Annotated in this window: 23 protein-coding genes; 5 read left to right on the top strand and 18 right to left on the bottom strand. The window is 71.6% G+C overall.

Going from position 1 to position 23,758, the window contains the following annotated elements:
- Positions 1 to 17 precede the first annotated feature (17 nt).
- Positions 18 to 611: a TetR/AcrR family transcriptional regulator gene (locus KIK05_RS31990; RefSeq protein ID WP_214414561.1), complete on the top strand. Its 594-nt coding sequence runs from the start codon at positions 18 to 20 to the stop codon at positions 609 to 611.
- A gap of 70 nt (positions 612 to 681) precedes the next feature.
- On the opposite strand, the gene KIK05_RS31985 is transcribed toward KIK05_RS31990, so the two are convergent.
- Both KIK05_RS31985 and KIK05_RS31980 read right to left on the bottom strand, forming a co-directional pair.
- A complete protein-coding gene (locus tag KIK05_RS31985) occupies positions 682 to 1,359 on the bottom strand; it encodes a hypothetical protein (RefSeq protein ID WP_214414560.1) in 678 nt (225 codons plus the stop codon).
- A gap of 68 nt (positions 1,360 to 1,427) precedes the next feature.
- On the bottom strand, positions 1,428 to 2,003 hold the full coding sequence (locus tag KIK05_RS31980) for a CGNR zinc finger domain-containing protein (protein WP_214414559.1): 576 nt from the start codon (positions 2,001 to 2,003) through the stop codon (positions 1,428 to 1,430).
- A 72-nt stretch (positions 2,004 to 2,075) separates the two neighbouring features.
- Between KIK05_RS31980 and KIK05_RS31975 the strand changes: the two genes are divergently transcribed.
- Together KIK05_RS31975 and add are read left to right on the top strand one after the other, a co-directional pair.
- Positions 2,076 to 2,855: a class I SAM-dependent methyltransferase gene (locus KIK05_RS31975; protein WP_214414558.1), complete on the top strand. Its 780-nt coding sequence runs from the start codon at positions 2,076 to 2,078 to the stop codon at positions 2,853 to 2,855.
- A gap of 74 nt (positions 2,856 to 2,929) precedes the next feature.
- Positions 2,930 to 3,958 (top strand): adenosine deaminase, encoded by a 1,029-nt coding sequence (add, locus tag KIK05_RS31970; RefSeq protein WP_214414557.1) that lies wholly within the window; start codon positions 2,930 to 2,932, stop codon positions 3,956 to 3,958.
- 39 nt (positions 3,959 to 3,997) lie between these two features.
- On the opposite strand, the gene KIK05_RS49495 is transcribed toward add, so the two are convergent.
- The 8 genes from KIK05_RS49495 to tkt all read right to left on the bottom strand — a co-directional run bounded on the left by KIK05_RS49495 (position 3,998) and on the right by tkt (position 13,511).
- Entirely contained in the window at positions 3,998 to 4,390 is a 393-nt protein-coding gene (locus tag KIK05_RS49495) for a molecular chaperone TorD family protein (protein WP_372455627.1), read from the bottom strand.
- A gap of 28 nt (positions 4,391 to 4,418) precedes the next feature.
- Entirely contained in the window at positions 4,419 to 4,856 is a 438-nt protein-coding gene (locus tag KIK05_RS31960) for a hypothetical protein (protein WP_214414555.1), read from the bottom strand.
- Positions 4,857 to 4,969: 113 nt separating this feature from the next.
- Positions 4,970 to 5,743 carry a 6-phosphogluconolactonase gene (pgl, locus tag KIK05_RS31955; RefSeq protein ID WP_214414554.1) on the bottom strand — a complete coding sequence of 258 codons (774 nt, stop codon included), beginning with the start codon at positions 5,741 to 5,743 and terminating at the stop codon, positions 4,970 to 4,972.
- Between the two features lie 97 nt (positions 5,744 to 5,840).
- A complete protein-coding gene (locus KIK05_RS31950) occupies positions 5,841 to 6,752 on the bottom strand; it encodes a glucose-6-phosphate dehydrogenase assembly protein OpcA (RefSeq protein ID WP_214414553.1) in 912 nt (303 codons plus the stop codon).
- Positions 6,753 to 6,810: 58 nt separating this feature from the next.
- Complete coding sequence (gene zwf / locus KIK05_RS31945) at positions 6,811 to 8,343, bottom strand: glucose-6-phosphate dehydrogenase (RefSeq protein WP_214414605.1); 1,533 nt, start codon at positions 8,341 to 8,343, stop codon at positions 6,811 to 6,813.
- 194 nt (positions 8,344 to 8,537) lie between these two features.
- The gene (locus tag KIK05_RS31940; protein ID WP_214414552.1) at positions 8,538 to 10,169 is read right to left on the bottom strand and encodes a phosphoglucose isomerase-related protein; all 1,632 of its coding nucleotides are present in this window, start codon (positions 10,167 to 10,169) and stop codon (positions 8,538 to 8,540) included.
- 111 nt (positions 10,170 to 10,280) lie between these two features.
- A complete protein-coding gene (gene tal, locus KIK05_RS31935; protein ID WP_214414551.1) occupies positions 10,281 to 11,387 on the bottom strand; it encodes a transaldolase in 1,107 nt (368 codons plus the stop codon).
- Between the two features lie 12 nt (positions 11,388 to 11,399).
- Positions 11,400 to 13,511: a transketolase gene (gene tkt, locus KIK05_RS31930; RefSeq protein WP_214414550.1), complete on the bottom strand. Its 2,112-nt coding sequence runs from the start codon at positions 13,509 to 13,511 to the stop codon at positions 11,400 to 11,402.
- A 446-nt stretch (positions 13,512 to 13,957) separates the two neighbouring features.
- On the opposite strand from tkt, the gene KIK05_RS31925 reads away from it, so the two are divergent.
- The gene (locus KIK05_RS31925; protein WP_250563809.1) at positions 13,958 to 14,884 is read left to right on the top strand and encodes a heme o synthase; all 927 of its coding nucleotides are present in this window, start codon (positions 13,958 to 13,960) and stop codon (positions 14,882 to 14,884) included.
- Positions 14,885 to 15,097: 213 nt separating this feature from the next.
- Positions 15,098 to 15,559 (top strand): hypothetical protein, encoded by a 462-nt coding sequence (locus tag KIK05_RS31920; protein WP_214414548.1) that lies wholly within the window; start codon positions 15,098 to 15,100, stop codon positions 15,557 to 15,559.
- Between the two features lie 84 nt (positions 15,560 to 15,643).
- On the opposite strand, the gene KIK05_RS31915 is transcribed toward KIK05_RS31920, so the two are convergent.
- From KIK05_RS31915 to KIK05_RS31880, 8 genes are all read right to left on the bottom strand, one after another.
- Positions 15,644 to 16,009 (bottom strand): cupin domain-containing protein, encoded by a 366-nt coding sequence (locus KIK05_RS31915; RefSeq protein ID WP_214414547.1) that lies wholly within the window; start codon positions 16,007 to 16,009, stop codon positions 15,644 to 15,646.
- 28 nt (positions 16,010 to 16,037) lie between these two features.
- Positions 16,038 to 17,471 (bottom strand): NAD(P)/FAD-dependent oxidoreductase, encoded by a 1,434-nt coding sequence (locus tag KIK05_RS31910; protein WP_308250195.1) that lies wholly within the window; start codon positions 17,469 to 17,471, stop codon positions 16,038 to 16,040.
- 55 nt (positions 17,472 to 17,526) lie between these two features.
- The gene (locus tag KIK05_RS31905; protein ID WP_214414546.1) at positions 17,527 to 18,687 is read right to left on the bottom strand and encodes an ABC transporter ATP-binding protein; all 1,161 of its coding nucleotides are present in this window, start codon (positions 18,685 to 18,687) and stop codon (positions 17,527 to 17,529) included.
- Positions 18,677 to 19,546 carry an ABC transporter permease gene (locus KIK05_RS31900; RefSeq protein ID WP_214414545.1) on the bottom strand — a complete coding sequence of 290 codons (870 nt, stop codon included), beginning with the start codon at positions 19,544 to 19,546 and terminating at the stop codon, positions 18,677 to 18,679. Before KIK05_RS31900 ends, KIK05_RS31905 begins: the two co-directional genes overlap by 11 nt.
- Complete coding sequence (locus KIK05_RS31895) at positions 19,543 to 20,427, bottom strand: ABC transporter permease (protein ID WP_214414544.1); 885 nt, start codon at positions 20,425 to 20,427, stop codon at positions 19,543 to 19,545. Before KIK05_RS31895 ends, KIK05_RS31900 begins: the two co-directional genes overlap by 4 nt.
- Positions 20,428 to 20,437: 10 nt before the next feature.
- Positions 20,438 to 21,553, bottom strand: coding sequence for an ABC transporter substrate-binding protein (locus KIK05_RS31890; protein ID WP_214414543.1), 1,116 nt, complete (start codon positions 21,551 to 21,553; stop codon positions 20,438 to 20,440).
- Positions 21,554 to 21,715: 162 nt separating this feature from the next.
- A complete protein-coding gene (locus KIK05_RS31885; protein WP_214414542.1) occupies positions 21,716 to 22,330 on the bottom strand; it encodes a helix-turn-helix domain-containing protein in 615 nt (204 codons plus the stop codon).
- A 179-nt stretch (positions 22,331 to 22,509) separates the two neighbouring features.
- Positions 22,510 to 23,712, bottom strand: a complete 1,203-nt coding sequence (locus KIK05_RS31880; RefSeq protein ID WP_214414541.1) for a cytochrome P450 — start codon at positions 23,710 to 23,712, stop codon at positions 22,510 to 22,512.
- Between the last annotated feature and the right edge of the window lie 46 nt (positions 23,713 to 23,758).

Here is a 23,758-nt window from a genome sequence, read left to right as displayed (position 1 = left end):
TTCGGTAGGCTGTCGCCATGAAGACCGACGCCGGGCCGGAAAGCGTCCTCGGCACCCGAGAGCGGATCGTCCGGGCGACGTCACGGCTGATCCAGCGGCAGGGCTACGAGGGGACGGGGCTCAAGCAGATCTCGCGGGAGGCCGGGGCCACGCTGGGCTCGGTCTACCACTTCTTCCCAGGGGGCAAGCAGGAGCTCGCCGTCGCCGCGATCCGGCACGGCGACGAGGAGTTCGCCGGCATCCTGCGGGCCGCGCTCGCCGGAGAGGACGACCCGGCGAAGGCCATGGTGGCCTGCGCCCGCGTCCTCGCCGAGGAGCTGCGGGCCTCGGAGTGGATGGACGGCTGCCCGGTCTCCGCCGCCGCCCTGGAGACCGCGGGGCGCATCCCCGAGATCCAGCAGGCCTGCGTGCGGGCGTTCGAGCACTGGCGGGGCCTGGTGTCGGAGAAGCTGATCCGGGCCGGCATCCCGGAGGGCGACGCCCGCGACCTCGCCTGCACCGTGGTCAACACCTTCGAGGGCGCCGAGATGACCGCCCAGGTGACGCGGAGCCAGGAGCCGCTCCTGGTGGCGGGCGGGCACCTGGCCCGCCTGGTCGCCTCCTACCGCTGAGCGGCGCGTCCCACCGGCGGCGGGTCTGGCCGCGCGCCCGGTGAGGGGGGCGGGACGGCCAGCGGGGTGATCAGCTCGCGCCGGGGATGGTGACGTTCTGCTCCTTGAAGTCGTAGCCGGTCTTGGTGGCGTCGTGCTGCAGGGCGTCCATGGAGTTCTTGCTCGAGTCGAGGTCGGCCTCGGTGGCGCTGCCGCCCTTGAGCCTGTCGGTGAGTCCGGTGAAGCTGCCGGTGACACCCTCGACGGCCTTGCAGAGCGTCGGGTTGGCGGCGGCGAAGCGCTTGGCGACCTTCAGCTCGTGCAGGGCGAACGCGCCCGCCACGGCGGCCTTGGCGAACGTGCGCTTGCGCTTCTCGGCCCCCTCCTTGAACCCGCCGCTGCGCAGGGGCTTGTAGATGTACCGATGGAACGCCCCGAGCGCGAGGCCCGCGTGCAGGGCGAAGCGGGTCTTGGCGAACTTCTTGGTGTTGCCTTCCGTCGGGCAGGCGGCGTTGTACTCACCCTCGTCGGTGGGCACCGCCGCCGCGCCGGTGGCGACCGCGCGCTCGGGGGTCACGGTGGCGGTATGGTTGCCGCCGCAGCCGCCGAGCAGCGCGACCGCCACCAAGGCGGCCGCCGGTACGGCGACGGATCGTGGACGACGTACAGCCACTTCTTCCCCCCGTGCAAGGTCGCGGCGCGACGGCTCCCGCATCCTGCCGGGTCCCGGGCCGCTCCAGGTGAACGGCTCCTCGCCGTTCACGGTCACCTTCCTTCCTCTTCCCGCGGTCGCGGCGCGAACACACTCCGTGATCGGAGCTTTACCGGTGGAGCGGATCAGGCCCGGCCGGCACGGGCGCGGAAGGCCGCGGTCTTGACGCGGTTCTGGCAGGCGGTGGAGCAGAAGCGGCGGGTGCCGTTGCGCGAGACGTCGACGTAGACGCGGTCGCAGTGCGGCGCGGTGCAGACGCCCAGCCGGTCGTGCAGCTCGCCGCCGAGCACGATCGCGAGACCGGTCGCGCACGGCGCCGCCCATCTGTCGGCCCACGACTCGCCCCTCCCGTGGAAGTGCAGGTGCCACGGTTCGCCGTCGTGCCGCTCCAGGTGGGGCCGGGCGTCGGTGCGTTCGAGCAGGTCGTTCACCCGGGCGGCCGCCCCGTCGACGTCGCCGCGGTCGACGGCCTGGAAGACCGCGCGCAGCTCGGCGGCGACCGCGGCCGCTTCCTCGGCCTCGTCGTCGGTCACCTCGCGGGCGAGGGGTCTCGACAGGCGCAGGGCCTCGGTGACGAGCGCGCGCCGCCGCGGCCCCTCCGGCACCGCGTACGGCCTGCCGTGCGCCTCGCCCGCCGTCAGCGCGTTCACCAGGGCCGCCGCGACCGCCACGACGGTATCGGAGTGACTGTTGAAGTTCACTTGACCGGTTACATCCTCACGTTCTAGGGTGTCACTACCGAAAGTCTAGACGACAGTTACCCGGAGGTCGTTGTGTCCGTTCTTCCTCGTCAGGTCGCCCTCGACTGGATCGAGCGGTGGGACCGCCAGCAGGAGGGGTACCTGCCCGACCGCGAGGAGCGTTTCGCCGCGCTGATCGACGCCGTCGAGGCGGGGGCCGGACGGCCCGATCCGCTGGTGCTCGACCTCGGCTGCGGGCCCGGATCGCTCGCCGCCCGCCTGCTCGACCGGCTCCCGGAGGCGACCGTCGTGGCGATCGACGCCGACCCGCTGCTGCTGGAGCTCGGCCGGGCGTCCAACGAGGGCAGGCGCGGGCTGCGCTTCGAGGACCTCGACCTCGGCGCCGCCGGGTGGGCCTCGGCGCTCCGCCTCGACCGTCCCGTCGACGCGGCGGTGAGCACCACGGCGCTCCACTGGCTGCCGGAGGCGGGCCTGCGCACGATGCTCTCCGAGCTCTGCAGGGTGCTGCGCCCCGGCGGGCTGTTCCTCAACGGCGACCACCTCGACGTGGCCGACGTCACCCCTGGCCTCGCCAAGCTCGAACACGCCATCCACGACCGCGCCACGCGGCGGCGCTTCGCCGGGGGCATGCCGGAGGACTGGCGCCAGTGGTGGGACGCGGTGGACGCCGACCCGGGGCTGGCGGTCCTGCGCGAGGAGCGCGAGCGGCGCAGGGAGACGGCCGCGCACCACGGTTCGGAGTCCGGTGACCTCTCCACTCACGTCCGGGTCCTGCGCGAGGCGGGTTTCGCCGAGATCGGGACGCTCTGGCAGAACGGCCACAACCGCCTTCTCTGTGCCATCCGCCCGTGAAACTGACATGATTGTGTGAGGTTTACGGGGAACGTCTTCTCCCGAGGTCATCGGGCTGTTTAGGGTCTGGCGCTATGACGGAGAGCACCTCTATCGAAGCGTTCATCGCCAACCTGCCCAAGGTCGAGCTTCACGTGCACCTGGTCGGGTCGGCCTCCGTGCCCACGGTCCTGGAGCTCAGGCGGCGGCACCCGGGCAGCCCGGTCCCCTCCACGGAGGAGGAACTGCGAGCCTTCTACGACTTCACCGATTTCAACCACTTCGCCACGGTCTACGAGGGGGTCAACGGGCTCGTCCGCCACCCGGAGGACATCGCGACGCTCGTGACCGGCGCCGCCCGCGACCTCGCCCTCCAGAACGTCCGCTACATCGAGCTGACCGTCACGCCGTACTCCCACCAGCGGATGGGCATGCCGATGCGCGCGATCACCGAGGCGCTCGACCTCGCGGCCCGGCAGGCGGCCGAGCACGGCGTGCGGGTGGCCTACATCTTCGACATCCCCGGGGAGTACGGGCACGAGGGGGCGCGGGCGACGCTCGACCACGCCCTCGCCGAGCCGCCCGAGACCCTGGTCGGCTTCGGCCTGGCCGGCATCGAGCAGCACCGCCCGCCGTACCGCGACGCCTTCAGGGACGCCTTCCGCGCCGCGACGGCGGCGGGCCTGCACAGCGTGCCCCACGGCGGCGAGATGACCGGGCCCGAGACGATCTGGGAGGTCATCGAAGGGCTCGGCGCCGAGCGGATCGGCCACGGCATCAGCTGCGTGCGCGACCCCCGGCTCGTCGCCCACCTGCGGGAGAGCCGGACCCCGATCGAGGTCTGCCCGACCTCCAACGTCTGCACCCGCCAGGTGCCCGACCTCGCCTCCCACCCGCTGCCCCGCATGCTGGAGGAGGGCCTCTACGTCACCATCAACAGCGACGACCCGCCCATGTTCGGCACCACGCTCCAGCGTGAGTACCTCACGGTGGCCCAGACCTTCGGCCTCGGCCACGCCGAACTCGCCGACCTCGCCCGCAACGCCGTTCGCGCGTCCTTCCTGGACGCCCAGGGCAAGGACGCGATCCTCGACGAGATCGACAAGGTGGCCGCGCAGCACTGACGGCGTCCATCGCCGGCGGCCGGGCACGTGCCCCGGCGGTCAGTGCCACGCTCCCGGCATCCCGTAGGACTCCAGGCCGGCCCCTCCCGCCGGTGGCGCGATACGGGCGCGCTCGCGTTCGGTGAGCGGGGGCAGCGTCGCCAGCACGGCGGCGACCACATGGGCGTACGGCGACGACTCGGCCTCCAGGGCGAGCAGCAGGGTCTCCAGGCCGGGGCGGTGCTCGCGCAGCAGCCGGACGGCCTGGTCGGTGGCGCCGCGCCCCGACAGCTCGCACACCACGGCGAGGTGATCGGGCGGCTGGGCCCCGCCGGCCTCGAAACCGGCGGCCCGGTAGGCCTCCTCGAAACGCCGGCGCGCCAGGGCCCGCCGCCGGGTGTCGCCGTAGGGACGGCCGTCCGGGACGACACCGGCCGGTCCGGTGTAGGGCAGGGCCGCGCGGCGGGAAGAGCCGGTCGGGTCAGGTGTAGGGCAGGGCCGTGGCGAGCAGGACGACGCCGACCGAGCCGACCAGGGACGCCAGCGCCATCGCGCGGGCGAACCCGGGACGTCCCGCGCCGGTGGCCCACCCGTGCACCCCCGCCGCCAGCATGACGGCGCAGAACAGCAGCAGCTTGACGGCGAGGATGCGGCCGTACCCCGGCTCGCCGAGGGAGGCCCAGGTGACGCCCTTGTGCCAGGCCATGGCGACCCCGCTGCCGATCTGGACGGGCAGGAACGCGGCGACGGTGAGCACCCCGAACCGGCGGCCCACCGCGTTCAGCAACCGGGCGCGATGGCCGGCCGAAAGCGCCCGCCGGGCCGGCGGGAGCAGCACCAGCGTCACCGTCAGCTGCCCGCCGACCCACAGCGCCGCCGACATCACGTGCAGGAAGCGGACGACCGACCACCAGGTCATGACGCTCCGATCTCACGCAGGGGATTCACGAGGGGAGTCCATGCTCCCGCGCCCTCTCCCCGCCCCCGGAACAGGCCCCTCGCCCGTCGCGGGCGAGGGGCCGGGGAGCGCGGTCAGGGGGAGGCGGGGCGGACCAGGCTCGGGGGGATCTTGGAGGCGGCGGCGCGGTCGAGCAGGAACAGCGTGCGCAGCCGTCCCCGCGCCCCGGCGGCGGGCACCTGGAGCGGGCCGGACTCCTGCAGCGCCAGGTGCACCGCCCCCGCCTTCTCCTCGCCGGCGGCGATGACCCACACCTCGCGGGCGGCCTGGAGGGCGGGGAACGTCAGGGAGATGCGCGTGGGCGGCGGCTTGGGGGAGCCGTGCACCGCGACGACGGGACGCTCCTCGTGCAGGGCCGGCATCCCGGGGAACAGCGAGGCCACGTGGCCGTCCGGCCCCATGCCGAGCATCAGGACGTCGAACGACGGCACAGGCCCGTGATCCTCGGGCCGGGCCGCCTCGCGCAGCTCGGCGGCGTAGCGCTCGGCCGACTCCTCGGGGGTGACCCCGGCGTCGGGGCCGCGCATCACGTGCACGCGGGCCGGGTCCACGTCGACCTGGTCGAGCAGAGCCCGGCGCGCGCCGGTCTCGTTCCGCTCGGGATCGCCGGTGGGCAGGAAGCGCTCGTCGCCCCACCAGATGTCGAGGTTGCGCCAGTCGACCGCGTCGCGGGCCGGGGTGGCGGCCACCGCGGCGAGCGAGGAGATCCCCATGCCGCCGCCGGTCAGCGCGACGTGCGCCGACCCCTTGGCGGCCTGGGCGTCGACCAGCCCGGTGATCAGCCGCGCGGCCACCGCCTGGGCCAGCACGTCGGCGTCCCGGTGCACGAGAACCGAGGGAACACTCACGAGTAGAACCGTCCTTCGATCATGGATGTGCCCGGCACCCCCCGATGTCCCGAAATGTCGGGCGCGAGTGGGGGTGCCGGGCGGATAGGACAGAGAATCAGGAGCCGTCGTACCGGGCGATGCCGTTGAGCGTCTCGGCGTACACCTCGTCGGGATCGAGGCGCCGCAGCTCCTCGGCCAGCAGGTCGGACGTCGGCCGCCGGGCCAGGGCGACCTGGCGGTTCGGCTGGCCGGGCCGCAGCAGGGTCGCCGTGCGGGAGTCCTGCCGCTCCACCGCCACCTCGCCGTCGTCGACCCGCAGCCGCACCGCCGTCAGGCCGGGCCCGCTGGACTCGGCGACCTTCACCGGGGCGTCGAGCTTCTGCGAGAGCCACTCGGCGAGCAGCGCCGCGCTGGGGTGGTTCGGCTCCCCCTCGACGACGCCGTCACGGACCTTCCCGATGGGCTGGTCGAACGCGGCGGCGAGCAGGCTGCGCCACGGCGTGATGCGCGTCCACGCGAGGTCGGTGTCGCCGGGCGTGTAACCGCGCAGGCGGTCCTTGATCGCGGCGACCGGGTCGCGGGACGAGCGGGCGTCGGTGATGCGGCGGTGGCCGAACGCCCCGACCGGGTCGTTGCCGGGCGAGGTGGGAGCGTCACCGGGCCACCAGACCACCACCGGGATGTCGGTCAGCAGCAGCGGCGACAGCACCGAGTCGGCGTGATCCCTCAGCTCGCCGTACAGGCGCAGCAGGACGACCTCGCCGGTCGTCAGCTCGCCCACGCGGATCTCCGCGTCGAGACGCGTCGGCTCCTCCCGCTCCCGCGGGATGACCGCGAGGATACGGGAGGGGTGCTCGCGGGACGCCTCGGAGGCCGCGCGCACCGCGTCGTACTGGTGACTCTCGTCGCACACCACCACCAGCGTGATCACCATGCCGACGGCGGGCGCGCCGACCTGGTGCCGCAGCCGGGTGAGCTGAGCGGCGATGTCGGAGGCCGTCGTGGACCCCATGAGGAAACTGGTCACAGTGCCTCCCGCGTTCGATCGAAAAGCCCGTCGGAAACCGTGGCGTCGCGCGCGTCGATCACAGCCGCCTCCAGGCGCGTCCGTCGCGGGCCATGAGCTCGTCGGCGGACTTCGGGCCACCGGTCCCCGCCGGGTAGCCCTCGGGCTGCTGCTCGCTCCTGGCCCAGAACTCCTCGATGGGGTCCATCACCTTCCAGGACAGCTCCACCTCCCGCTGGTGCGGGAACAGCGGCGGGTCGCCGATGAGCACGTCGAGCAGCAGTCGCTCGTAGGCCTCGGGGGAGGACTCCAGGAACGCCTCGCCGTAGGCGAAGTCCATGTTGACGTCCCTGACCTCCATGGCCGTGCCCGGCACCTTGGAGCCGAACCGGACGGTGATGCCCTCGTCCGGCTGGATCCGGATGACCAGGGCGTTCTGCCCGAGGATCTCGGTGTCGGTCTTGCTGAACGGCAGGTGCGGCGCCCGCTGGAACACCACCGCCACCTCGGTCATCCGCCGTCCGAGCCGCTTGCCGGTGCGCAGGTAGAACGGCACGCCCGCCCAGCGGCGGTTGGCGATCTCCAGCTTGATCGCGGCGTAGGTCTCGGTCCTGGAGTCCTGCGGGATGCCCTCCTCCTCCAGGAAGCCCTTGACCGGGACGCCGCCCTGCCAGCCGGCGGTGTACTGACCCCGCGCGGTGGCCAGGCTGAGGTCCTCCGGCAGCGTGATCGCCTCCAGGACCTTCTCCTTCTCCCTGCGCAGCGGGGCCGCGCCGAAGGCCGTCGGGTCCTCCATGGCGACCAGTGCCATCAGCTGGAGCAGGTGGTTCTGGATGACGTCGCGGGCCGCGCCGATGCCGTCGTAGTAGCCGGCCCGGCCGCCCACGCCGATGTCCTCGGCCATGGTGATCTGCACGTGGTCGACATAACCGCGGTTCCAGATCGGCTCGAACAGCGTGTTGGCGAACCGCAGCGCCAGGATGTTCTGGACGGTCTCCTTGCCCAGGTAATGGTCGATGCGGAAGACCGAGTCGGGGCTGAAGGCCGAGTGGACGATCGTGTTGAGCTCGCGGGCGGTCTCGAGGTTGTGCCCGAACGGCTTCTCGATCACGACGCGCCGCCAGGAGCCCTCCGGCGGCTTGTGCAGGCCGGTGCGCTTCAGCTGCTCGATGATCGTGGTGAAGGCCTTGGGCGGCGTCGAAAGATAGAAGGCGTAGTTGCCGCCGGTGCCGCGGGTCTCGTCGATCTCCTTGAGCGCCATGACGAGCGCGTCGAAGGCGCCGTCGTCGTCGAACGACCCCGGGACGAAGTGCAGGCCCTCACTGATCTGCTTCCAGACCTCCTCCCGGAAGGGAGTGCGGGCGTGCTCCTTGACGGCGTCGTGGGTGATCTGGGCGAAGTCCTGGTTGGCCCAGTCGCGCCGGGCGAAGCCGACCAGGGAGAAACCGGGGGGCAGCAGCCCGCGGTTGCCCAGGTCGTAGATCGCCGGCAGCAGCTTGCGCCGGGCCAGGTCGCCCGTCACGCCGAAGATCACAAGGACGCACGGCCCCGCCACCCTCGGCAGGCGCTTGTCCCGCGGATCCCGCAGGGGGTTCGCCTCCACCACCTCCATCGTCGTCGCGGTGCTCGCGACCGCCTGCGCGGCTGCCACGGCTTCGTCGTGAGAAACCGTCGAAAGCTCCCCACTGTGCCGCATGGCGAGCTCGATCTCGTGTACGGAGGGCGCGGGCGCGCCCTGGTCTACCGGATCAGCGGAACGCGCCGCACCGTTCTGCGGTGCCGTGTCCGGCTGTTCGCTGTCGTTCATCAAACCTCCCGTGCGGCGGCGAGCAGGTGCCTGACACCGGCCTCGCGATCGGTCAGGTGCAGGCGTACCGCCGGACGCCCGCGCCTGCGGAGGGCGTCGAGGTCGCCGAGGGCCTGGGCGAGCTCGAGCCTGCCCAGGGTGTACGGCCTGCCCGGCACCTCGAGGTCCTGGTCGACGGCTCCCGTGATCTGCAGGAAGACGCCGTTCTGCGGGCCGCCCTTGTGGTACTGCCCGGTGGAGTGCAGGTAGCGGGGCCCCCACCCGAAGGTGACGGGCCGGTCGGTGCGGATCGCGAGCAGCCCCTGCAGGCTCGCCGGATCGTGCGCCGCCCAGATGTCGGTCATCTCCTCGAACGACGCGTCCGGCGGCACCGGCGCGTCGAACGCGGCCTCGCGGTCGAGGAAGGCCAGGATCGCGAGGTAGCCCCGCTCGGGGATGTCCTTGAGCAGGGCGGTCAGGACTCCCGGAAGGTCCTTGACGTGTTCGGGCAGGTCGCCGTACACCTCGACCGGGCCGTCGACCAGCGCCGGCGTGCCCGTGGGCAGCGGCCCGTCGCCGGCCTCGTCCAGGATGCGGGTGGTGTTCTCCTTCGACTCGGCGACGTTCGGCTGGTCGAAGGGGTCGATGCCGAGCGCGCGCCCGGCGACCGCGGTGGCGTACTCCCACATCATGAACTGCTCGCCGAGCCGTCCGTCGACCTGGACGTCCGCCTCGGTGTCGATGCCGGCGACGATCTCGTCGGGGGCCTCGGTGGGGTCGGCGCCGACGACGGGCAGGATGCCCTTGCCCTCCTTGCCGGTGGACTCGGCGATGAGCTGCTCGATCCAATCGGGCAGCTGGTTGATGGGGGAGAGGCCGTCCTCCAGCACGAGCTTGTCGCGCCCGGCCAGGGCGGCGGCGCCGAGCGCGGCGCCGAGTGCCAGGCCGGGATTGTCCTCGGTCTCGCCCAGCCGCCGCCGCGCGTCGGCCGCGTCGTCGAGCAGGGGCCCGACCTCGGCGCCCGCGAGCGCGCTCGGCACCAGGCCGAACGCGGTGAGGGCGCTGTAGCGGCCCCCGACGTTCGGTTCGGCCAGGATGAGGCTGTACCCGGACTCGATCGCCAGTTGCTCCAGAGGCGTGCCGGGGTCGGTCACCACGATGATGCGGTCGGCGGGGTCGATGCCGGCCTCGCGGAAGGCCTTCTCGTAGACGCGGCGGATGCCGTCGGTCTCGGCGGTGGTGCCGCTCTTGCTGGACACCACCAGCACCGTCCGCTCCAGCCGGTCGGCCAGCGCGCGCCGTACCTGTCCGGGGTCGGTGGTGTCGAGGACGGTCAGCGGCACGTCGTAGGTCGCGCAGATGACCTCGGGGGCCAGCGACGAGCCGCCCATGCCGGCGAGGACGACGTGCTCCAGGCCCTCGGCGCGGACCCGTTCGACGAGCTTGGTGATCTCCGGCAGCAGCTCGCGGGAGGTCGTGGGAAGGTTGAGCCAGCCGAGCCGGATCTTGGCCTCCTCCTCGGCCCCGGGCCCCCAGAGCGTCGGATCGCCCTCGGCCAGGGCCTGGGGCACGCCCTCGCCGACGAGCTCCCGCACGGTCTCGGCGGCCGTCTCGGCTACCGCGTCGTCACCGAACGTTACGGACATATTCATCCTTAAAGGTCTCTCGTCACAGGGACAGACCCCGGCGGACGCCGGGCCGGGCCGCGTCGAGCGCCCCGGCCGGCCTGCCCCTGGCGGTCAGGAAGCGATGTCCGTCGGCCGTCAGCGGGCCTTCTCGAGCTCGGACGTCACCGTGCCGAGGAGCTCGTCCCAGGAGGTGACGAACTTCTCGACGCCTTCGTCCTCGAGGACCTTCACCACGTCGTCGTAGTCGATGCCGGCCTGCTTGAGGGCGGCCATCGTGTTCCACGCCTCCTCGTAGGAGGGGCGGACGGTGTCGCCGGTGATGCCGGCGTGGTCGGCCACGGCGTCCAGGGTCTTCTCGGGCATGGTGTTGACCGTGCCCGCCGTGACGAGCTGGTCGACGTACATGGTGTCGGCGTAGTCGGGGTTCTTCACGCCCGTGGAGGCCCACAGCGGACGCTGGGGACGCGCACCGGCGTCCTGCAGCGCCTGCCAGCGCGGGGTGTTGATGAAGTCCTCGTAGGCGGCGAACGCCAGGCGGGCGTTGGCGATGGCGGCCTTGCCCCGCAGCTCCAGGGCCTCCGGCGTGCCGATCTTCTCCAGCCGCTTGTCGATCTCGGTGTCGAACCGGCTGACGAAGAACGACGCCACCGACTCGATCTTGCTGAGGTCGAGACCGTTGGCCTTCGCGCGCTCCAGGCCTTCCAGCCAGGCCTCCATGACCGCGCGGTAGCGCTCCAGCGAGAAGATCAGCGTGACGTTGACGCTGATGCCCTCCGACAGCGCCTGCGTGATCGCCGGGAGTCCCTCGACGGTCGCCGGGATCTTGATCATCGTGTTGGGCCGGTCGACGAGCCACCACAGCGCCCGCGCCTCGGCGATCGTCTTGTCGGTGTCCAGCGCGAGACGCGGGTCCACCTCGATCGACACGCGGCCGTCCTGACCGCCGGTGCGCTCGAACACCGGACGCAGCACGTCGGCGGCCCAGCGGATGTCGTAGGTCGTGATCGCGCGCACCGCCTCCCCGACGTCCACACCACGCGTCGCAAGGTCGTGCAGCTGGGTGTCGTAGGCGTCGCCCTTGCTCAGCGCAGAGGCGAAGATCGTCGGGTTGGAGGTGACGCCGGTCACCTGCTTGTCGCGGATCAGCGCCTCGAGGTTCCCGGTGCGCAGGCGCTCACGGCTGATGTCGTCGAGCCAGATGGACACGCCCTGCTCGGTGAGGCGCTTCAGGTTTTCGCTCATGTCTAAAGTCCCCTAGTTTCCGGTGGTCTGGCCCTTGTCGGCCCCGGTCTTCGCGAGGCTGCCCTTGGCCGCGGCCGCCACACGTTCGGCGGTCAGGCCGAACTGCTCGTACAGCGTCTTGTACGGCGCCGAGGCACCGAAGTGTTCAAGGCTCACGACCTCACCCTCCTCACCTACGAACTGCAGCCAGCCGAGGGCGATTCCCGCCTCGACGGCCACCCGGGCGCGGACCGCGGGGGGCAGCACCGTCTGCTTGTAGGCGTCGTCCTGGGCGTTGAACCACTCCACGCACGGCATCGACACCACGCGGGTGGGGATGCCCTCGTCCTCCAGCAGCTTGCGCGCCCCGACGGCGAGCTCGACCTCGCTGCCGGTGCCGATGAGGATCACCCGGGGCTGCCCGTCGGAGGCCTCCTCCAGGACGTAGCCGCCCTTGGCGACCTTGTCGAAGTCGGCCGTGCCCTCGTACACCGGGAGGTTCTGCCTGGTCAGGGCCAGCGCCGCCGGGCGGTCGGTGTGCTCCAGGACGGCCTTCCACGCGCCCGCGGTCTCGTTGGCGTCGGCGGGACGCACGACGTCGAGGCCCGGGATCGCGCGCAGCGCCCACAGGTGCTCCACCGGCTGGTGGGTCGGGCCGTCCTCGCCGAGCCCGATGGAGTCGTGCGTCCAGACGTAGGTCACCGGCAGCCCCATGAGGGCGGCCAGGCGCACCGACGGGCGCATGTAGTCGGAGAAGACCAGGAACGTGCCGCCGTACGGGCGGGTGCCGTCGTGCAGTGCGATGCCGTTGAGGATCGAGCCCATGCCGTGCTCGCGGATGCCGAAGTGCAGCGTGCGGCCGTACCGGTTCCCCGGGAACGCCTTGGTCTGGTACTCCTCCGGGATGAAGGACGGCTCGCCCTCCATGGTGGTGTTGTTGGACTCGGCGAGGTCGGCCGAGCCGCCCCACAGCTCGGGCAGCACCGGGGCCAGGGCGTTCAGCACCTCGCCCGAGGCCTTGCGGGTGGCCATCGACTTGCCCGCCTCGAAGGCCGGCAGGGCCTCGTCCCAGCCCGCGGGGAGCTTGCGGGCGCTGATGCGGTCGAACAGCGCCGCCCGGTCGGGCTCGGCCGCGCGCCAGCTCTCGTACCGCTCGTTCCACTCGGCGCGCAGCGCACGGCCGCGGCCGACGACCTCACGCGCGTGCTCCAGCACGTCGGCGGGCACGTCGAAGTCCTTGGCCGGGTCGAGGCCGAGGATCTCCTTGGTGGCGGCCACCTCGGCGGCGCCCAGCGCGGAGCCGTGGATCTTGCCGGTGTTCTTCTTGTTCGGGGCGGGCCAGCCGATGATCGTGCGGAGCTTGATAAGGGTCGGGCGCTCGGTCTCCTCGACCGCGGCGCGGTAGGCGTCGTACAGCTTCTGGACGTTCTCGACGTACTCGCCGGTCTCGGTCCAGTCGACGCTGATCACGTGCCAGCCGTACGCCTCGTAGCGCTTGGCGACGTCCTCCGACAGGGCGATCGAGGTGTCGTCCTCGATCGAGATGTGGTTGTCGTCGTAGATGACGTTGAGGTTGCCCAGCTTCTGGTGGCCCGCGATCGCGCTGACCTCGTGGCTGATGCCCTCTTCGATGTCGCCGTCGGACACGATGCACCAGATGCGGTGGTCGAACGGGCTCGCCCCCTGCTCGGCGTCGGGGTCGAACAGGCCCCGCTCCCGCCGCTGCGCCATCGCCATGCCGACCGCGTTGCCGATGCCCTGGCCGAGCGGGCCGGTGGTGGTCTCCACACCGAGGGTGTGGCCGTGCTCCGGGTGGCCCGGCGTGAGGCTGCCCCACTGGCGCAGCCCGGCGATGTCCTCGATCGTCAGGCCGTAGCCCGACAGGAAGAGCTGGATGTAAAGGGTGAGACTGGAGTGCCCGGCGGACAGGACGAAGCGGTCGCGTCCCGTCCAGGCCGGGTCGGAGGGGTCGTGGCGCAGGACGCGCTGGAACAGCAGGTACGCGGCGGGCGCCAGGCTCATGGCGGTGCCCGGGTGCCCCGAACCCGCCTTCTCCACCGCGTCCATCGCGAGGGCGCGTATGACGTCGACCGTGCGCCGATCGAGGTCGCTCCACTCAAGGTCTGGCACGAGTTCGCTGCTCAACTGCTCGATCTCCTATTTTCTTCGGCGCCGGTTCGGCTGGCGGCCCGTCCGGCCAGGTCTTTCTCTCCCCACACCGGACCTTAACGGGTCGATCCCCTCACCGTAGTTGCCTGGTGCGTCCAATATGTGACCGGGGAATGCGGTGTTGCCGTCGGGTAGGGACCTGCCCCTCCACGGCGAGTCGGAACGCGATCCTCGTCACCCGCCGCGACCCATGGCGCGGCGTACGGAGGGAGCCGGCCGCCGGACCTGCGGGCCTGCTCACCAGCGCGGATAATGTCCTGGTCAGAGGCACCCGCTCAGGCGGCATTCGCCCCCGATGCCGGGACCGACGACTCCTCGCACTACAGTGAGTCTTCAGCGTTGGCTCATGCCCGCAATCACGGATCCGCTCTAATCAGAGGTTACGCGTTGACCCCGCAACACTTGGAAGCGCCTTGACGGTGCTGACGACCAAGCCGCCGACGGCCGCCCTCGAAGGCACGCGCCGCACGACGCTCGCCACCGTGCGGGCGTACGTCGCGCTGACCAAGCCGCGGATCATCGAGCTGCTGCTGATCACGACGCTCCCCGTCATGTTCCTGGCCGCGCACGGCTTCCCGCCGTTGTGGACGGCCGTCGCCACCCTCGTCTTCGGCACCCTGTCGGCGGGCAGCGCGAACGCGCTGAACTGCTACATCGACCGTGACATCGACGCCACGATGCGGCGCACCCGCCGCCGCCCGCTGGCCCGGCACGAGGTCTCGCCGAGGAACGCGCTGATCTTCGGCGTCGTGCTGGGCGCCCTGTCGACCCTCGGGCTCGGCCTGAGCGTGAACTGGGTCGCCGCGGGGCTCGCGCTGGCCGCGATCCTCTTCTACGTCTTCGTCTACTCGATGATGCTCAAGCGCCGCACCGCGCAGAACGTCGTGTGGGGCGGCATCGCGGGCTGCATGCCGGTGCTCATCGGGTGGGCCGGCATCACCGGGCGGCTCGACTGGGCTCCGGTGGTGCTGTTCGGGGTGGTCTTCTTCTGGACGCCCCCGCACACCTGGACCCTCGCGATGCGCTACCGCGAGGACTACGCCGCCGCCAAGGTGCCGATGCTGCCGGTGGTCGCCACCGAGCGTCGGGTCGTGCTGGAGTGCATCGCCTACACCTGGGCCACCGTGATCTGCTCGCTGCTGCTGTGGCCGATCGCCGGCACCACGCCGCTGTACGGCGTCACGGCCGCCGTCCTCGGGGCCGTCTGCCTGTGGGAGGTCTACCGCCTCAACGCCCGCGTCAAGGCCGGCAAGACCGGCGTGGCGCTGCGGCCGATGCGCTTCTTCCACTGGTCCAACGCCTACCTGGCCCTGCTGTTCCTGGCCGTGGCGGTCGACTCGCTGCTCTGACCTTCGCGGTCCCTTTCGGCTCACGACGCCGGGGACCTCGGGAGCCCTCATCGACGGAGGGTTTCCCCGAGGTGCCCGGCGTTTTGCCATCCGTCGTGATCGTCCGCACGTATTTGACCGTTTCGGTCATCCGTTGTCGAGGGGTGCGGCACAATGATCAATCGATCGCCGCCCGGCAGGCGGGCGGCGACGTGACGAACAAGGGGGCAATGAATGCACCGGTCTCTCAAGACCGTGTTCCTCGCCGCGGCGCTGTCGCTCGGAGGCGTGGTCGCCAACCCGGCCCACGCGATCGCCGCCTCCTACTCGCCCGAGGGCGTGTGCGGATCCGGCTTCTCGGTGGTGAAGCACGACGGCAAGCGTGCGGTGAAGACCCCTTCGGGCACGGTCTTCGGTTACATCTACCTGCTGTACAACGCCCGTACGGGCCAGAACTGCGTGACCACGATCAAGACGCAGTACGTCGGCACCAAGACCATCACCAGCGCCCAGCTGGAGGTCCAGGGCGGCGGCAAGAAGAGCGACATCCGGTCCTACAAGTACTACGCCGGCCCGGTGAAGCTCTACGGCAAGGGCAAGTGCGTCAAGTACTACGGCACCGTGGCCGACACCCGGGCGCAGGGCGAGATCGCCCAGGGCGGCCGTAGCTCGTGGGGCAACTGCGGCAAGGGCTGATCCCGGGCCCTTCCCGTACGACGCCGCCTCCCGTCCCAGCCGGGAGGCGGCACCAGGCCCTGACACCGCCAGGCGAGGGACGGGTCAGCGCGTGACGACCGTGACGTAGGTCTTGCGCATCGTCTCGTGGACCTCCCAGGTGCCCCGCCAGCCGTCCGGCAGGACCACCGTGGAGCCGGGCGCGAGCTCCACCACCTGCCCGTCCTCGCCGCGCAGCGTCGCGCGCCCCGCGAGGATCTGGCAGATCTCGTGGAAGCCGTCCCGCACGGCCGTGAACGTGCCCGGCCCGCACTCCCAGATCCCCGCCTCGGCGCCGTCGCGGGCGGCGCCCCACAGCACCAGGGTGCTCTCCTTCTGGCCGGTCAGGCTGGTCGGCTTCGGCCCGGCGGCGGGCAGCGCGGCGCCGCCCGCGTCCGCCAGGTGCGTCAGCGCGCTGGACGTCTCGCTCACTGTCGTCCCTTCTCGGATGAACCGGTCCTCAGCGGCCGGATATGAGATTGGCCACACGGGCGTAGGCGGACGTGCGGCCCATCTGGGCGTTCTCGTGCCGGTCGGCGGCACGGAACAGCGCGTAGATCATCTGCACGCCGATCCACCGCAGCGGCTCCGGCTCCCACTGGCGGACCTGGCGCCCGACCCACGGCAGGCCGGTCAGCTCGGTCTCCCGCCGCAGCACGAGGTCGCGCAGCGTGCGGCCGGCCAGGTTCGTCGTGGTCACGCCGCTTCCCACGTACCCGCCGGCCCAGCCGAGCCCGGTCCGGTGGTCCACGTGGACCGTCGAGCACCAGTCGCGGGGCACTCCCAGCACCCCGCACCAGGAATGCTGGATCTTCGCCCCCGCGGTGGCGGGGAAGAGCGTCGTGAGGATCTTGTGCAGCGCCGCCACGGTCTGCGGCTGGGTCGCGCCCCGCACGTCGGTGCGGGAACCGAAGCGGTACGGCACGCCGCGCCCGCCGATGGCGATGCGGCCGTCCGCGGTGCGCTGGGCGTAGCAGTAGGCGTGCGCCTCGTCGCCGAGCAGCTCGAACCCGCCCCAGCCGATGCGCTCCCACACCTCCTCGCCCAGCGGCTCGGTGACGATCATCGAGCTGTTCATGGGCAGCCACTGGCGGTGCTGGCCGCGGATGCCGGCGGTGAAGCCCTCGGTCGCCCTGATGACGTACTCGGCGGTGACCGTCCCGCGGTCGGTCACCGCGGTGGCCCTGCCGTCCGCGCCGCGGGGGCGGATCTCGCTGACCGTGGTGCCCTCGAAGATGTCGACGCCCAGGCCCTCCACGACACGGGCCAGGCCGACGGCGAGCTTGGCGGGCTGGATGCGCGCGCAGTGCGGGCTGTAGGTGGCCGACAGCGCTCCCGCCACGCTGATGCGCGACTCCTGCTCCTCCTTGGTGAGCAGCCGCATGTCCTCCTCGGCGAAGCCCCACGTCCGCAGCTCGGCGAGCTCCTGGTGCAGGCGGCGGTTCTGGGCGGCGTTGGTCGCCACGTGGATCAGGCCGCCCTTGTGGATGTCGGCGTCGATGCCCTCCGCCTTCGTGACCTCGATCACCTCGTCCACCGACGTGAACATCGCGTGCTGCAGGTCGATCATGGCCTGCCGCCCGCGGGCCCTGGCGTGCCGCTCCCGCGAGCCGGCGAACTCGGCCGACAGCCACCCTCCGTTGCGCCCGGAGGCGCCGAACCCGGCGAACTCCTTCTCCAGGATCGCGATCCGCAGGTCCGGCTGCGACTTCTTCAGGTAGTACGCCGTCCACATGCCGGTGTAGCCGCCGCCCACGATGGCCACGTCGTAGTCACGTGCCCCCGGCAGCGCGTCCCGGCGCGCGGGCAGCCCGATCTGGCGGTACCAGAACGAGACGCCGCCGTTGGCGAAGTCACGCGTCAGGGGGGTGCCGTTCAGTCCTTTGCCGCTCACGCGACCTCCTCGATGCTCTTGATGCCGTGCCCGCCGGCGGCCTGACCCGGGACGCTCATGTGAAGACCGCCTCCACCTCGGGGTCGTCCGCGAGGATCACCGAATCCCGCACGCGCCAGGTCAGGGTGACCTCGTCGCCCCGCCGGGCGTCGCTCAGCGCACCCGCCTGCTCGCGCACCAGCGCCGGGGAGCCGTCGGGGAGCGTGAGCTCCAGCTTGCGGCTGGATCCCAGGTAGATCTCCCCGGCGACGGTGGCCGGAAGCGCGTTCCAGCCGGCGCCGGGCTCGTGGCCCGCCGGGCGCACCTCGAGGCGCTCGGGCCGTACGACGATCGCGGCGCGGGTGCCGTCCAGGCGGCCCGGGGCGCGCAGGTGGCGGGCGCAGACGCCGACCACCGAACCGTCGCCCTCCGGCGTCGCCTCGCCGCGCAGCACGGTCGACTCGCCGAGGAACTTGGCCACGAACAGGGTGCCGGGCCGCTCGTACAGCTCGCTCGCCGGGCCGACCTGCTCGATGCGGCCGTGGTTGAAGACGGCGATCCGGTCGGACAGGACCAGCGCCTCCTCCTGGTCGTGGGTGACGTAGACGAACGTCGTGCCGAGCTCGGCGTGGATGCGCTTGATCTCCAGTTGCAGCCAGTCGCGCAGCTTCTTGTCCAGCGCGCCGAGCGGCTCGTCCATCAGCAGCACGCGGGGGCTGTAGACGATGGCGCGGGCCACGGCCACGCGCTGCTGCTGGCCTCCCGACAGCTCCCGGGGGTAGCGGTGCCCGTAGTCGCCCAGGTGGACGGTCGCGAGCGCGGCGTCGATGAGCTCGGCGCGCCGCGCCTTCGGCACCCCGCGCCGCTTCAGCGGGTAGGCGATGTTCTCCGCCACCGTGAGGTGCGGGAACAGCGCGTAGTGCTGGAAGACCACGCCCATGTCGCGCTTGTGCGCCGGCGTCGACTCGATCGCCGTGCCGTCGACCTTCAACGATCCCGAGGACGGGCCGGCGAACCCGGCGATGATGTTGAGGGTGGTGGTCTTGCCGGAGCCGCTCGGCCCCAGCAAAGTCATGAACTCCCCGGGCTCGATGACCAGCGAGACGTCGTCCACGGCGGTGAAGTCGCCGTAGTGCTTCGACAGGCCGGTCAGCTCGATCCGGGCGCCGCGGCCGGCGAGGTCGTTGCCGGGCCGCGTCGCGCCGGAGACCGGCGCCGGGGTGGTGCTAGATGGCACGAGTGCTCACCTTGCCTTTCGAACCGGGCTTCGTGCGGGTCCTCGCCGGGGCGCTTCTTCGGGCGACGAAGAACGTGGCCGCGAGGACGAGCGTCGTCGTCAGCACGATGATCATCGTCGCGGCCGCCGCGATGGTCGGGTCGGTCTCGCGGGTCACGCTGGCGTACATCTTCACCGGCAGGGTCTGCAGGTACGGACTCTGGATGAACAGGGAGACGACGACCTCGTCGAAGCTGGTGACGAACGCGAACAGCGCTCCGGAGGCCACGCCGGGCGCCACCAGCGGCAGCGTGACCGTCCGGAAGGCCGTCCACATCCCCGCGCCGAGGCTCGCGGCGGCGTTCTCCAGGCGCCGGTCGAAGCCGCGCAGGCTCGCGGTGACCGGGATGATCACGAACGGCAGCGCGAGCACGGTGTGCGCCATGACGAACCCGGCGAGCGTCCCGACCAGCTGGAACTTCAGGAACACCGCGTAGGTGCCGATCGCCAGCACCACCCCGGGCACGATCATCGGCGCGAGCATCATCCCCTGCGCGGCGCCGAGGCCGGGCACGCGCGCCCGGGTGAGGCCGAGCGCCGCGGCCGTGCCGAGCGCCGTGGCCACCACGGTCACCAGCAGCGCCACCTGCAGCGAGGTCCACAGGGCCGAGGTCCAGGCGGTGTCGCCGAAGAAGTTGGCGTACCACCGGGTGGACCAGCCGTCCGGCGGGAACTTCAGCGACGGCTTGGAGGTGAAGCTGAGCGGGATGACCACGAGCACCGGCACCACCAGCCACAGCCCGACGACCGCGCACAGCGTCCACAGCAGCCCCCGCCCGAGGCGGGGCCCGGCGGAGGTACGGGAACCGGCGGCGCTCATCCGCTCACCCTCTTTCCGGCGCGGCGCAGCGAGACCGCGAGCAGGGCGATCATCGCCAGCGTCAGGCCGAGCAGCACGACGCCCATCGCGCCGCCGCGCCCCCACTTCAACAGGCCGCTGACCTGGGTGAAGATCTGCTGGGAGATCAGCGCGTCCGTCGGCGAGCCGAGCAGCGCCGGGGTGATGTAGAACCCGAGCGCGCTGATGAACACCGTCAGGCAGCCCGCCGAGACGCCGGGCAGCGACAGCGGCATGTACACCGTGACGAACGCCGTCGCCGGCCGGGCGCCGAGGCTGCGGGCGGCCGGGAGCAGCCGCCGGTCGATGCCCGACATCACGGCGTACAGCGGAAGCACCATGAACGGCATGAGCAGCTGCACCATGCCGATGATCACGCCGGTCTGCGTGCGGATCAGCCCGAACGGGCCGAGGCCGAACACCCCGAGGATCTGGTTGATCACGCCGGTGTCCTGCAGGAGGATCACCCAGGCGAAGGTGCGCACCATCAGGCTGGTCCAGAACGGCAGCAGCACCAGCATCGTCAGCACGCCCCGCAGGCGGGGGCCGGCCACCGTCATCGCGTACGCGTAGGGGTAGGACAGCAGCAGCGACACCAGGGTCACCCACAGGGCGGTGGTGAACGTCCGGGTCAGCGTGTCGAGGTTGGCCCGCTCGCCGAAGAACCACGTGAAGTTGCCGAGCCCGGGGGCGGGGTCGGTGAAGGCGTCCCACGCGACCACGGCCAGCGGGTACAGGAAGAAGACGGCGAGGGCGACCAGGGCGGGAAGCAGCAGCAGAGCCGGGCGTCGCGCGCCGGGCTCGCGGGCCGCCGCCCGCCCCTTGGCGGTGGGACGGGCGGCGGTGGTCAGTTCCAGGACCATGTCGTCAGCCTCAGCCGCCCAGCCAGGCGGACCACTTCTCGATCAGCGCCTGCTGGTTGTCGGCCCACCACTTGGCGTCGACCGGCAGAGCCTTGGCGGCGACGTCCGGCCGTGTGGTCAGGAACGAGGTGCCGAGCGCGTCCAGGTTCGGCTTGGCGTCGGTGTTGATCGGGGAGTAGGAGGTCAGCTCGGTGAGCTTCGCCTGCTGCCGTGCGCCCAGGTAGTAGTTGATCAGCGCCATGGCCGCCTTGGGGTTCTTGGCCCCCTTGGGCACGCCGATCGTGTCCATGATCGGCATCCACTGGTCCCACTGGATCTGGAACGGGGCGCCGTTCTTGACCGCCGCGTAGGCCCGGCCGCTCCAGAGCATGGCCATGTCGACCTCGCCGGACTCCAGCAACTGCTGCGACTCGGCCCCGGTCTTCCAGAAGACCAGGTCGGAGCGGACGGCGCTCAGCTTCTTGCCGGCCCGGTCGACGTCGAGGGGGTACAGCTTGTCCGGCGCGACGCCGTCGGCGACCAGTGCCGCCTCCCACGGTCCGGGCGCCGCGTCGCCGGGCACACCCGGGATGCCGCGCTTGCCGGGGTACTTCGCGGTGTCGAAGAAGTCCTTCCAGTCCTTGGGCGGGTTGGCCCCGAACTTCTTGGCGTTGTAGGCGAACACCATGCCGTACTGCATCGCCGGGACGCCGCACTCGGTGGCCAGGCCCTGCGGCACCTTCGACTTGTCGATGATGGAGTAGTCGAGCGGCTGGAGCAGCTTGCCGCACTGCGCCTGCGCCCAGATCGCGTCGCTGTCGACGACGTCCCAGGTCACGTTGTTGGAGTCGACCTGAGCCTTGATCTTGGCGTAGTCGGTGGGGCCGTCCTGAAGGACCTGGGCGCCCGACTCCTTGGCGAAGTCGTCCACGGCCGCCTGCTGCTGGCCCTTCTGGTAGACGCCGCCGTAGGAGACGAAGGTCAGGTTGACGCCTTTCAGCGCGTCCTTCTTCACGGTGCCGGCCTGGGGGGGGCCGGAGCCGAGGTCGACGGTGGCGGGACCGGCGGCGCCGCCACCACAGGCGGCGGCCAGCAGCAGGGACGCGGAGGCGGCGGCGAGTGAGAGGGAGCGGGTGACTTTGGACATGGTTCCCCTTTGGTAGCGGGTGTACGCGGGGCGTGTGGGGCGTCCCGGAAGGCGCACCGGTGGGGGCGCGGTCGGTGCGTGGGGTCGTGGAGGCCGTTCCCCGGCGTGGGCCGCGATGCGGGCCGTTCGGGAGGCGGTGAGTACGGAGAAGGGGACGGGTGGTCAGGAGGGGGTGGGCGGGCTGATCACCCACAGCACCTCGAGCGGCTCGGCGCCCTCGTTGACGACGCGGTGCGGGGTCGAGGTCCGGTACTCGATGCTGTCCCCGGCCTCCAGCTCGTAGCGCGTCGCCGACTCCGGCGGGCCGATCCATAACGTGGCCCGGCCGCGCAGTACCAGGAGGATCTCCTGGGACTCGCCGTGGCTGTAGGGCTCGTCCCCGGTGGAGGCCCCGGGATCGAACTCGCCGCCGTACATCTCCAGGTTCTGGAGGGGACGCTGCGAGATGAGGTACTTGCGGGTGCCCGGCCTGGTGGGTAACTCGGGCCGGTCGGACCGCCGGACGATCCGGTGTTCGACCACGTCGCCCTCGCTGAACAGGTCGGCCACGGTGAGCCCGAGCACTCCGGCGATCCGCCGGAGCATCCCGATGCTCGCGCTGGTGCGCCCGCGTTCGAGCTGGCTGATGAACCCGGGGCTGGCTCCCGCCTTGCCGGCCAGGTCGCGCAACGTCATCTGGCGCATGGCCCGGTACGCCCTGATACGCGCACCGAGCCGGACGGTGTCCGCCTCGGCCGCCGTCTCGGCGGGGTCCTGAGCTCCGGGTCCAAGCGCCATCAAACAATCCGATCTTTTTTACTAAACATTTTGTTTGCTAGCGATGAAGGGACTGTATAGACGTGTGAAGTGCATCTCAAGGCCCCCGTGCGTAACGAACCGGTCACATCCCCCTAAAACGCCTGATGGCGCCCGCCGCGGGAGTCATCCCGCCGCGAGCGCCACCTCGGGTGTCCTCGTTACGCCCGGTCCCACGTCACCGGCAGCCGGTGAACGCCGTAGATCAGCATGTCGGTGCGCAGCGGCACGTCCTCGGGGGCGACGGCCAGGCGGAGGGTGGGGAAGCGGCCGAACAGCGCCGGGTACCCGACCCGCATCTCGACCCGCGCCAGCTGCTGGCCCAGGCACTGGTGGATGCCGTGCCCGAAGGCCACGTGGCCGCCGGTCGGACGCAGCAGATCGAGGGTGTCGGGGTCGGCGAAGTGCCGCGGGTCGCGGTTGGCCGCCGGGATCGAGACCGTCACGGTCTCACCCGCCCTGATCACGTGTCCGTCCAGCTCGACGTCCTCCAGAGCCGTGCGGTTGCTGGCGGGGATGACGCTGAGGTAGCGCAGCAGCTCCTCCACCGCCTGGTCGGCCCTGCCCGGATCCTCGCGCAGGACGGCGAGCGCGCCCGGGTGGGTGAGCAGGGCGAAGGTGCCGAGCGCGAGCATGTTCCCGGTGGTCTCGAAGCCGGCGCCCAGCAGCACGAAGCCGATGTTCGTGAGCTCCTCGTCGGTCAGGTCGGCGGAGGTCAGGCCGCTGAGCATGTCGTCGCCCGGCCTGGCCCGCTTGGCCGCCACGAGCCCGCGCATGAACTCGTGCATCGCCGTGTAGGCGGCGACCATCTCCTCGGGGGAGACGTCCAGGCGCATCATCGCCGCCGACTGACGCTGGAAGCTCTCCCGGTCGCCGGCCGGCACGCCGAGCAGCTCGCAGATCACCAGCGCGGGGATCGGCATCGCGAACGCCTCCACCAGGTCGACCGGCGGCCCCTGCCGCTCCATGGCGTCCAGGTGCTCGGCGGTGATCTCCTCGATGCGCGAGGTGAGCGCTCGCATGCGCCGCACGGTGAACTGCCCGGTGAGCAGGTGGCGGTAGCGGGTGTGGTCGGGCGGGTCCATGCGGGTGAAGATCCCGGGAGGCGCCGGGCGGAGCTGCGCGGCGAGGCCCGACTGCAGGACGGGGGAGTGGTTGAGGTCGGCCCGCGCGCTGAAGCGCGGGTCGGCGAGGACGGCGCGGACGAGGGCGTGGCTGGTCACCAGCCACCCGATGTGGCCGTCGGGGTACGCCAGCCGGCTGACGGGGGAGTTCTCACGCAGCTCCGCGAGATCTTCCGGCGGATCGAACGGATTGGGGCGGACGGCCGGTAACGGTGCCGCCTCGGGGTCGGTGCTGGTCATCTCTGATCTCCTTCGACTGTTCCGGCCGGTCACGGACCGCCGGCCG

Source organism: Sphaerisporangium fuscum, assembly GCF_018531465.1.
In the GTDB taxonomy this organism is placed as follows: domain Bacteria; phylum Actinomycetota; class Actinomycetes; order Streptosporangiales; family Streptosporangiaceae; genus Sphaerisporangium; species Sphaerisporangium fuscum.
The sequence above is the reverse complement of the archived record's forward strand: the minus strand, read 5'-3'. Positions and strand labels throughout refer to the sequence as shown.

What these genes read in the sequence shown, in the direction of transcription:
- KIK05_RS31990 (WP_214414561.1), top strand. Translation starts at nt 18, where the DNA reads ATGAAGACCGACGCCGGGCCGGAAAGCGTCCTCGGCACCCGAGAGCGG.
- add (WP_214414557.1), top strand. Translation starts at nt 2,930, where the DNA reads ATGACGGAGAGCACCTCTATCGAAGCGTTCATCGCCAACCTGCCCAAG.
- KIK05_RS31960 (WP_214414555.1), bottom strand. Translation starts at nt 4,856, where the DNA reads ATGACCTGGTGGTCGGTCGTCCGCTTCCTGCACGTGATGTCGGCGGCG.
- zwf (WP_214414605.1), bottom strand. Translation starts at nt 8,343, where the DNA reads ATGGAGGTGGTGGAGGCGAACCCCCTGCGGGATCCGCGGGACAAGCGC.
- KIK05_RS31940 (WP_214414552.1), bottom strand. Translation starts at nt 10,169, where the DNA reads ATGAATATGTCCGTAACGTTCGGTGACGACGCGGTAGCCGAGACGGCC.
- tal (WP_214414551.1), bottom strand. Translation starts at nt 11,387, where the DNA reads ATGAGCGAAAACCTGAAGCGCCTCACCGAGCAGGGCGTGTCCATCTGG.
- KIK05_RS31920 (WP_214414548.1), top strand. Translation starts at nt 15,098, where the DNA reads ATGCACCGGTCTCTCAAGACCGTGTTCCTCGCCGCGGCGCTGTCGCTC.
- KIK05_RS31900 (WP_214414545.1), bottom strand. Translation starts at nt 19,546, where the DNA reads ATGAGCGCCGCCGGTTCCCGTACCTCCGCCGGGCCCCGCCTCGGGCGG.
- KIK05_RS31895 (WP_214414544.1), bottom strand. Translation starts at nt 20,427, where the DNA reads ATGGTCCTGGAACTGACCACCGCCGCCCGTCCCACCGCCAAGGGGCGG.
- KIK05_RS31890 (WP_214414543.1), bottom strand. Translation starts at nt 21,553, where the DNA reads ATGTCCAAAGTCACCCGCTCCCTCTCACTCGCCGCCGCCTCCGCGTCC.
- KIK05_RS31885 (WP_214414542.1), bottom strand. Translation starts at nt 22,330, where the DNA reads ATGGCGCTTGGACCCGGAGCTCAGGACCCCGCCGAGACGGCGGCCGAG.
- KIK05_RS31880 (WP_214414541.1), bottom strand. Translation starts at nt 23,712, where the DNA reads ATGACCAGCACCGACCCCGAGGCGGCACCGTTACCGGCCGTCCGCCCC.